This window comes from Methylacidiphilum sp. Yel (assembly GCF_004421185.1).
GTDB lineage: Bacteria > Verrucomicrobiota > Verrucomicrobiia > Methylacidiphilales > Methylacidiphilaceae > Methylacidiphilum.
In genome coordinates this window covers 1-9,116 of sequence record NZ_LXQB01000032.1, presented here as the reverse complement: position 1 = coordinate 9,116, position 9,116 = coordinate 1, and the positions used below count along the sequence as shown (strand labels likewise).

The following is a 9,116-nucleotide window of genomic DNA, read 5'->3' as shown; positions in this document are numbered from 1 at the left end:
AGCAAAAAGGCCCTCTTCGATCTTCCCCTTCCTTTGAATCAGCTCATCCAGCGTCCGATACCAGGGCCAAAGGAAGCGGTGGGCCACCTGTACCCGACCGTTTTGCTTCCACACCGGCTTTAGTCCGCTCCTCCCCCGCCGATCCGGGACATAGTCAGTCTCTAACCACTGGGAAGAGGGCATGTTCGCTTCCCGGGCAAATCAACTGATCGGCTACAAGAACAAAAGCTCTCCTTGCCTAGGGAAAGAGCTTGCCGCCTCTAGAGCAGCTCCCCCCAAAAGCTAAAGGAAACCCCAACTCCTCCCACAAAGCTCTGGCTAATAGTCGCGGGCCCCAAACCGCCGCCAATTCTGGCTTAGAGCTCTCCGTCGTCTTTGCTCGAGCTCCCCCGTTAAAAGCTCCACAAGCCTGTCCACATGAAGAGCCAAAAGCTCCTTGCGCTAGAAGATTCGCTATCGACCGGATCTCTAGATTTTCCCTCGATCGTAGTAGCTCTCCACTAGTCGAACGGTCTGGTCCACTTTCCCGCTTGAGCCGCCGGATTGGAACGATACGCAGAAACATAAAGAGACATTATCCTATAACGTTGATCTATGTAGTTACTTTAAAAGATTTATTCACATAATAATTATTCATAATGTATCACTATGTTTTCAGCAAAAATGGCTCCCTCTCCTCTGGAGCACCCACAAAATCAGACGATTTTCACCAAACATGGGCTAGGCAATAACCAGTTGCAGAGCCACATGGTAGAAAAGCAATGAGACTTTTGTCTAGAGAACTCTGTGCTTTGCAGCCTTAAGCGCAAAAAACCAGATAAATTTTTCAAACAATTTATGTTTTAGGTATAAATTCTAGGAAGTATTGATAAGGTAGAAAATTGTGCTTTTTTAAGAGCTTATAACCAGCCAGTTGAAATTCTTCTCTCGCTTCTTTTTCGGATATACGATGGCTGTGAGGTGGACCATAAGGTGCGTTAGGATAAAAATCAATGAGAGCGATTTTCCCACCTTTCTTCAAGGAAAGAGACAGTTTTTTTAGATAATCGATCCGATTATCAATGTGATGAAGGACCTCACATATAAAAATAATATCAATTGAGGCTTTGCCTAGATCTGGATTATTAGGCTTGACGAGTTTAACAATAACATTGGTAAGGTTTTTGTTCTTCACCTCTTTTTGTAAATAGTCAATCATGGCTGGCTCGGAATCTAAAGCATAGACTTTTCCTTCATTTCCTACAGCCTTAGAAAATCTTCTGGTAAAATAGCCAGTGCCAGCTCCCAAATCTGCAACTATATAACCAGGCTTGATGTTGAGCGTTTCAATAATGCGATCAGGCTTTTGCCATTTATCCCTTTCTTTGGACTCAAATAACTGAGCATAGTAATGAACATCATGAAAACTATGATGGTAGCCATGCTTGGCTTTCTGTTCGATGGTTGTTTGGTCAGAATGCTGGCCATATGTTGGGAACGAGCAAAACCAAAGAAAAAAACAAATTATTAAAAAAATCTGTTGGATCATCATATGAGGATATTAAGCGAAAAGGAGAGTTTTTTCACCAATTTTTATATTTCTTTTACTTTTTTATAGACCAGAGTGAAAAGGAAGTACGGTTTTTTATTAGGGGATAATGTTTGCGTGTCATCATTTACTATGGTAAGAGCGGTGAGGGAAGGAGTCTCTCTGCGCTTGGACTCTATGTCAAATGATGTATGAGTCAACTTCGGTATATTGTTAGACGGCGAAAGCTGCAAGGTAGCAAGTAAAAAAGAAAACAATTTAACCCGCTACTGTGGCAGCAGAGTGTATGAGTTTGGACGAAAAACGGATCATGCCTCCAATGGGCCCGGCTCAGGAATAGCAGGACAGTTATCAGGGCTACAGAATCTCCGGCAATAGCGTCCATGCCTAAGGGCATAAGTACATATGGAAGGAAGATTAGGGAACCTGCTAAAAAATCTCTCTCTTCTTAGAAACAAGAGAGCCCTACAGTGACCTTGAGCAAATCATCCACCATTCTCTTTCTTATTGTCGTTTCGAATACCAATGGAACGCTAGTGGTGTTTGATAAAAAAAGAAGAAGCAACTCAGACTTATGCGAGTTATCGTCGGCTGTATGACTGGGATCGCTTGACTAGGTTCTAAACAATCGAATTCTCTAAATAAAGCTGCAATAAACAATCTCTTTCATCGCCAACTCCAATGGGGCTACTGGACCACCAAGCTGCGGGACAGGCCAATTAATGTCAAAGCCAGTGAGAATACAGTAAGGAGCTTGCCTCATTTAGCTCTGCTAGAAAGGAAATGGGATCAAGCTCTTTTCCCTCCCTCAATGGTATAGCCACAACTAGCAAGATATAGATAGAGACCTATCCTAATTTGGGAATAGGGAGATGTCAGAATAAGAATGCGTTGGAAACTGAAAAGACTGCTAGAAAAGAATACAAGGGGAGGATAATCATTGCTTCTTTTGAAGCAATGAAAAAAAAATAAAATGTTATATTTTTTGATAAGAGATTATCAATAAACCTAATATTTTATATAAAATTATGTATAGAATGTAGTGATGTAAACCACCTCAGTATTTACTTACTTAAAAGTGTAAAAGTGTATCCTCCCCTCTAAGGCAAATTATTGGAACTCCTCTGAACTAATAGCTAATTATAATTTTTCTTTAAGTTCTTTTCCTGGTGAAAAACGAACGGTTTTCGATGCTTTAATTTTAATCTTTTCCCCGGTTTTAGGGTTTACTCCCATCCTAGCCTTTCTTGTTATGACGCGGAATGTGCCAAAACCAATTAATTGTACAATGCCATTTTTCAATATCCCCGATTTCAACCCGTTGATAACAGCATCAACCGATCGTTCCGCCAAAGCTTTGGTTGTATCCTTTCCCATATTTTTTTGGACGACTTCAACCAAACTCGCTTTGTTAAATCTCGCTTGTTTTTTTTCTTCATTCGCCATAATTGCTCCTTTTTTAATAAGGGTTTACAGTAATTAAATAATTAGTCAATACATATATTGAAACAAAAATAAAAAAAATACAAATTAATAAACAATATTTATTTTAATTAAATATTCTATTTAATGGATTCATTCCGAACAAGTTCTTCGGCCATTAATAGGGCTTCTTTACGTGATGAAATTTTTTCTTCTAATTGAGCTTCTCGAACAAGTTCTAGAATCTCACCAATTTTTTTACCCGGTTGCAATCCCATGGCAATCAAATCATATCCAGTGATCAATTTTGGAGGGGATAATGAGGCTTCGGTTGAATATGCTTCCTTAACTTGATTGAGAAAATTATAGATTGAGAGGTTTCCGTGTGAAGACAAACAGTCTATTCGATGGAGTTCAAGTTCTATGGGGAAAGTCGGTTTTAATATCAGTTTTTTAACTGTAGCTTTTTTCATCTTTGGAACATCTTTAAACGTCATATGATTTTTAACGCATTCGACCACTTTTTTAATTGTGTCTCGACTGTATCTTAACCTGGTCATTATATTTTCTGCAATATTAGCTCCTACTATTTCGTGGCCGTAAAAATGAATATTTCCTTCTTTATCCCGAGTAAAAGTCAAAGGCTTTCCGACGTCATGGAAAAGCGCTGAGAGCACTAACTCAAGGCTGGGGTTAGACAGGTGGCTTAAGACAAGTCGAATATGCTGGAATACATCCCCTTCAGGATGAAAATCTTTTGGCTGTTCTACTCCATGGCAACGATAAATTTCAGGCAAAATCACAGCCAGCAGGTTACTTTGATCGAGAAGATCCAGTCCTCTTGCAGGGTCTGGACTGCAAAAAATTTTATCTAGCTCTTCTCGTATCCTTTCGGCACTTATATTTGAGATTGCTTGAGCAGATTGCCGGATCGCATTCCAAGTATTTTCTTCGATTCTAAAGGACAGTTGGACAGCAAAACGGATAGCCCTGAGCATACGGAGATGATCTTCCTCGAACCGTTTTTTAGGGTCACCGATCGCTCGGATAATTTTTTTTTCTATATCTTCGGTTCCCTTGACATAATCGATAATCTGATCAGCAATAGGGTCATAAAAAATACCGTTGATCGTAAAATCTCTTCTTAAAGCATCTTCTTTTGGTGTAGAGAATCTCACCGCTGCTGGCCATCTGCCTCCTTCCGATCCTATGTCGGTTCGAAAAGTGGCAACTTCAAAAAAATGATGAGCTGATCTTACTCGAACCACTCCAAAGGCTTTTCCAATTAATCCTGTTGCCTTATCCTTAAATAGCTGCTGAACTTCCTCAGGAGTAGCCGAAGTGGCGATGTCTATATCATGAGGTTCTTTCTTCAATAGAATATCTCTGACGCAACCTCCTGCGAAAAAGGCTGTAAACCCTGCTTTTTGAAGTCTGTGTACTATCCCTATTGCCTCTTCTCTCATCGGTGTACTGTATCATTAAATCGAGACTTTTTGTAGCGTAAATACACAATGCCCCCGACCAGACTCCAGAAAAGACTCATTGCAAAAACCAAAAGGGAAAAACTTAAGGCTGGTTCTGTCTTTATACCTAATAAGTGAAAAAAGACAACAATGAGTCCTTCTCTTATCCCCAATCCAGATATAGTGATGGGAATGGATATGAGAACACTCACAATGGCAAGGGTTGCAGCCAAATACAAAAAGGGGATTTCTAGATTAAGAGAAAGGGTGGCAAAATAAGCCATAATTAAAGTGGAGCCATGGCTTGCAAAGGAATAGATAAGAGCTAGCAAATTTTCTTTTTTCCCGTGTCGATAGCGCCGGATCGCATCGAATAAGTTGTTGAAGGAGGGATTTGAAAAGAAAGAACTTTTCTTCTTTTGTAGCCTGACAACTGAAAAGAGGCTTGGGAAAAAAAGGATGAGTCCAAAAAGCAATAGGATGATGAGGGTGACAACCAGAAAGATCCAAACGGCATGGCGTGTTATAGGATTGGCTTGGAATAAGTAAAAAAAGTTCAACGCCAGCAGCAGCCCTATAAGAACTAGGCCTAAAAGACCTACTACTCGATCGTAGATGACAGAAAGAGAGCCGGCCGTTTTTTTCTCTGGATAGAGTTGGATAATATAATAAATACGTACAATGTCCCCTCCTGTAGAACCAAGAAGAAAAGCGTTAAAAAACTGACCGATAAGGGTCAGTTCAAAGGCTTTGGCTCCGGAAATAAAGATCCCTTGGGTTTGAAGTAAAATTTTCCATCGGATCGAAGAAAAAAAAACTTGTCCTCCACCAAAAAAAATCCCAAGGACTATGTCCACTGGATTGGCTCTTTGGGCCACCGTAGCAATTTTTGCCCAATCTACTTTGAAAAACAAAAAAGAGAGGATGCCTGTCGAAACAAGGGAACGGAATACAATCGAAAGCAAATATTTTTTCCTTTCGGCTGCCGATTGTTTTGAATTCATAACGGTGGGAACGGAATTATTTTGCTCCGGATTGTAGAGATAGAACAAAAGCAACAAAAAGAATAAAGAATTTGTAGCTCAAAGAGCGAGATTAATTTTCTAAACAACAAATAAAATTTCTATCCCCATATACATTATCTACTCGGCCGACGGGTGGCCAGTACTTAAAATCTTTTAGCCATGGAGCAGGATAAGCGGCCAGCTTTCGACTGTAAGGAAACTCCCAGCTATCCGAGCAGAGGAGAGTTGGAGGATGAGGAGCATTTTTCAAAGGATTATTGTTTTGGGGATAAATCCCTTTTTCAATGGCCTCTAACTCCTCTTTGATGAGAAATAAAGCTTCACAGAATCGATCGAGTTCTTCTTTTGACTCCGATTCGGTTGGTTCTATCATCATGGTCCCATACACAGGCCAAGAGATGGTCGGCGCATGAAAGCCATAGTCCATGAGTCTTTTAGCGATGTCTTCAACCTCTATTCCGTATTTCTTCCATGGCCTTAAATCGATAATGAATTCATGAGCAACATATCCATGTGGTCCTTTGAAAAGGACATGAAAGGCCGATTCAAGCTTTTTTGCCATGTAATTGGCATTTAAAATAGCTATTTGAGAGCATCTTTTAAGGCCTTCTTTTCCAGCCATTCTGATGAACATCCAGCTGACGGGCAACACCCCAGCGTTCCCTAAAGGAGCAGCACACAGAAGACCTGTTTTCCATTTTTCAACCACCTGTAGTTCATGAGAAGGAAGAAATGGGCCCAAATGCTTTTTTACTGCGATGGGTCCTACTCCAGGGCCACCACCTCCATGAGGAATGCAAAATGTCTTGTGGAGGTTAAGATGACATACATCCACCCCCAGCTCTCCCGGTTTACATAAGCCAAGGAAGGCATTTGCATTGGCTCCATCCATATAGAGCTGTCCACCAAAGTGATGGACAATACGGGCGGCTTCAGGCAGTGTGTCTTCGAATATCCCATAAGTGGAGGGAAAAGTAACCATCAGGGCAGCAAGCCTCTGAGCATTTTTTCTTGCTTTATTTTCAAGATCTAGAAGATCCAATTTCCCAAGAGCGTCGCAAGCTAGCTCTTCGATATCAAATCCGCATAGAGCAGCACTGGCGCAATTCGTTCCATGGGCAGAGATGGGGATTAAACAGAGGTTTCTTTGGCTTTGACCTATTGAGCCCAGATAATTTTTAATTGCAAGCAAGCCAGCTATTTCTCCTTGAGAGCCGGCATTGGGCTGTAGCGAAACAAAATCCATTCCAGTTATTTCTGCAATCCATTCCTCTAAATCAGATGCAAGCATGCTGTAGCCTTTCGTCTGCTCTCTACCAGCAAACGGATGAGGCTCGGTAAAACAATCCCAGAGTATTGGGAACATTTCCGCTGCCGCATTGAGTTTCATGGTACAGGATCCCAAGGGAATCATGGAGATTGTTAGACTAATGTCTTTTGAAGCAAGTCGCTTGATGTATCGGTTGAGTTTTGTTTCGGAGCGGTACTCTTTAAAAACTTTTTGCGTCAAAAACTTAGTTTGTCTTTGAAGAGAAACTGGAATAGAAGGAATTTCAAGACGATCCAGATTCAAAGGTTCATTTTTCAAGCTGGGAACAAAAATCCTTAAGAGAGAAAGAAGATCTTCAGGAGTTGTTTTTTCTCCAAGAGTAATGCCAAGAGCGGATGCTTCTTCAAACTCCCTAAAAAGATATCCTTGTTCGATCCCTCGGTTTTTAATTTCCTCAAGCTTTTCTTTATCCATTGGGATTTTGAGTGTATCAAAAAAAGGAAAAGGATCAGGCTTAAATCCCAAAGCGGAAAGTTGGTTGTAAAGAAAGTAAGCATAAGAAAGGATTTTTTGACTATTTGCCAGAAGTCCTTCAGCTCCATGATAAACAGCATACATGGAAGCGACGATCGCCGGAAGTACTTGGGCTGTGCAAATATTGCTTGTAGCTTTTTCTCTCCTTATGTGTTGTTCGCGTGTTTGTAGAGCCAACCTAAAAGCAGGTCTGCCATAAACATCCTTCGAAATACCGACGATTCTACCGGGCATTTTTCTTTCCATTCCTTTTCTTGCGGAGATAAAAGCTGGATGGGGTCCTCCAAAGAATAGAGGCAATCCAAACCGTTGAGCTGAGCCAACGGCAATATCTGCTCCAAACTCTCCAGGAGGCTTAAAAAGACATAAAGCCAAAAGATCCGTATGAACGACGACAAAAATCCCTTTTTGATGGAGAGACTCAACAAAAGAGCTAAAATCATATAGGTGGCCATTTGTATCTGGATAGGAGATTAAAGTCCCAAAAAAGCTCGTATCGATTCCTACTTTCTGCCAGTCGTCAATGACAAGCTCAATCCCTAATGGGCGGGATCTTGTCAGCATAACCGAAAGGATCTGAGGATGACAATCTTTGGATAAAAAAAACCGAGACCGGTTTTTATCTGCCGTAAGCCTTTTGCACATCAACATGGCTTCGACACAGGCTGATGCTTCATCTAAAAGTGAAGCATTAGCTATGGGCAGCGCAGTCAGTTCACAAACAAGTGTTTGAAAATTAAACAAAGCTTCTAGCCGACCTTGAGAAATTTCTGATTGATAGGGAGTATACGGCGTATACCAATCCGGGTTTTCCAATATCATCCGACGAATAACCTTTGGGCATATCGATTCGGTATACCCCATGCCTATAAAATAGCGGAAGGGTCGGTTTTGATTACCTATAGCTTTGAGCTCTTTTAAAGCCTCTTCTTCAGAAGTTCCCTCGGGCAGATTCAAAGAGCTAGCCGTTCTAAGAGACTCAGGAATGACTTTAGTAATCAGCTCCTCAAGACTTTTCAAATCTAGAAAATCTAACATTTCTCTAATTTCCTCTTTCGAGGGGCCAATATGTCTGTCTATAAAAGAATCCATACTTTGCATAGTGTTAAAAACGTTTTTCTCAGACCATTACTTGGAACTGCTCCGTTCCGTCAGACTTACTCGCTTCTGCTCACAGAGGAACAAAGCTAACTTCCTGCTTCACAGAGGACAGTTTTACCATCGTCATTCGACGGTGACCAGAGCTTTTTTCTCCACCGGCTTCACATTTGGAAGAACTCGCCATAGGGCCGTTTAGGACGGCCAAACCATACGCCAGGATATTCCTGGCCGCATTCACCTCCCGGTCGTGGATGCTTCCACACTCCGGGCACACCCACTGGCGAATGGCCAGCGGCAGTGTTTCCTGGACCCTCCCCCATGCCAAACAGCTCTTGCTGGACGGAAACCAGCGACCAGCGCCAAGCACCAAACCACTACCCCTTTCTGCCTTGTATTCCAGTTGTCGCCGAAACTCGAAGAAACCCATGTCGGATAGGGAGCCGGCAAGATTACCGGTTCTTCTTCATGCCGCCCACTTTCAGCTCTTCGACAAGCACGCGGTGAAATCATCGCCTGAGCCATGAGGTGAGCTTGTGTAAGCCCTCCTGCCGGATATTGGCAATCCTGGCATGCAGCCTTGCAAATCCAAGCCTTGGCTTTGGTCCGATTGGCCGACCCCTTTTTCTTGCGCAAGAGATTTCTAGAGAGTCGCCCCAATTGCTTGAGCAAGGCCCTGTGCGGCTTGGGACCGATTACCTTTTCTCCCCTGAAGAGTGTTGCCATGGCCGATACCCCCAAATCCACCATGGTCGCGCCTTGGTTTTCAGCGG

7 protein-coding genes are annotated in these 9,116 nt (G+C 42.1%); all 7 read right to left on the bottom strand.

All coding sequences use genetic code 11. The features are described 5' to 3' along the window. Nucleotides 1-238: 238 nt before the first annotated feature. On the bottom strand, nucleotides 239-565 hold the full coding sequence (locus A7Q09_RS05880; protein WP_134390355.1) for a hypothetical protein: 327 nt from the start codon (nucleotides 563-565) through the stop codon (nucleotides 239-241). Nucleotides 566-835: 270 nt separating this feature from the next. Further along, the gene (locus A7Q09_RS05875) at nucleotides 836-1,531 is read right to left on the bottom strand and encodes a class I SAM-dependent methyltransferase (RefSeq protein WP_134390354.1); all 696 of its coding nucleotides are present in this window, start codon (nucleotides 1,529-1,531) and stop codon (nucleotides 836-838) included. A gap of 1,137 nt (nucleotides 1,532-2,668) precedes the next feature. Further along, complete coding sequence (locus A7Q09_RS05870; protein WP_134390353.1) at nucleotides 2,669-2,974, bottom strand: HU family DNA-binding protein; 306 nt, start codon at nucleotides 2,972-2,974, stop codon at nucleotides 2,669-2,671. Between the two features lie 116 nt (nucleotides 2,975-3,090). Then, entirely contained in the window at nucleotides 3,091-4,416 is a 1,326-nt protein-coding gene (locus tag A7Q09_RS05865; RefSeq protein ID WP_134390352.1) for a CCA tRNA nucleotidyltransferase, read from the bottom strand. After that, the gene (locus A7Q09_RS05860; protein ID WP_134390351.1) at nucleotides 4,413-5,420 is read right to left on the bottom strand and encodes a lysylphosphatidylglycerol synthase transmembrane domain-containing protein; all 1,008 of its coding nucleotides are present in this window, start codon (nucleotides 5,418-5,420) and stop codon (nucleotides 4,413-4,415) included. Before A7Q09_RS05860 ends, A7Q09_RS05865 begins: the two co-directional genes overlap by 4 nt. A gap of 91 nt (nucleotides 5,421-5,511) precedes the next feature. Then, on the bottom strand, nucleotides 5,512-8,346 hold the full coding sequence (gene gcvP / locus A7Q09_RS05855; RefSeq protein ID WP_134390350.1) for an aminomethyl-transferring glycine dehydrogenase: 2,835 nt from the start codon (nucleotides 8,344-8,346) through the stop codon (nucleotides 5,512-5,514). Nucleotides 8,347-8,416: 70 nt separating this feature from the next. Further along, on the bottom strand, nucleotides 8,417-8,773 hold the full coding sequence (locus A7Q09_RS11285; RefSeq protein WP_134390349.1) for a zinc ribbon domain-containing protein: 357 nt from the start codon (nucleotides 8,771-8,773) through the stop codon (nucleotides 8,417-8,419). Between the last annotated feature and the right edge of the window lie 343 nt (nucleotides 8,774-9,116).